This window comes from Clostridioides sp. ZZV15-6598 (assembly GCF_020657705.1).
Taxonomy (GTDB): Bacteria; Bacillota; Clostridia; order Peptostreptococcales; family Peptostreptococcaceae; genus Clostridioides; species Clostridioides difficile_F.
This window is the reverse complement of the sequence record NZ_JAGWCS010000397.1, coordinates 1-214: the sequence shown is the minus strand read 5'-3', so window position 1 is coordinate 214 and position 214 is coordinate 1. Positions and strand designations below refer to the sequence as shown.

Annotated in this window: 1 riboswitch. The window is 26.6% G+C overall.

The window, feature by feature from the left end:
• Positions 1 to 54 precede the first annotated feature (54 nt).
• A riboswitch (cyclic di-GMP riboswitch) is annotated at positions 55 to 151 on the bottom strand.
• Positions 152 to 214: the final 63 nt, after the last annotated feature.

Here is a 214-nt window from a genome sequence, read left to right as displayed (position 1 = left end):
ATATATTATTATCCCCCTAAAAAACTTTCATAAAAACAAAAAGAAAAATATCTTTTTGGCAACTGGCTGACATAACTTATAAGATATTTTACAAGTCTTAGTCCCTATAGCTTTGCGTCACTAAATTTCTCTAGTTTTGCCGATTTAGTTTTATTCTACAACTACAATAATACAACAGAATTAGTTATTATTCAACATGATTGTTTGAAAATTG